Annotated in this window: 1 pseudogene; it reads right to left on the bottom strand. The window is 41.6% G+C overall.

Features of this window, described 5'->3' with window-relative positions:
* A pseudogene (locus tag ACYP5M_RS26720) lies at positions 1-238 on the bottom strand (phosphotransferase); the annotation flags it as partial.

Below are 238 nucleotides of genomic sequence, written 5' to 3'. Positions count from 1 at the left end.
TTTCTTTCGATAGGGTACATCAAGCCTCATCATCACATCAGGCTGCACACCTAAACGCATAGCCCTTTCGACAGGGATACTGTGAAGAACCTTCAAAAAGAGGGCAAATCTTTTTGCCGATTCGACCTTATTTGCTTTTGTTCCTTCTACAGGCAAGTGTCCCTTCAACATTTTATAACCGGTAAAAGGATAAGGATACAAAGTGCTTGGTTTCCCAAAAAAGATTGGTTCAGGGATA

It is taken from the genome of Peribacillus sp. N1, assembly GCF_054600815.1.
This window is presented reverse-complemented; position numbering and strand designations above follow the sequence as displayed.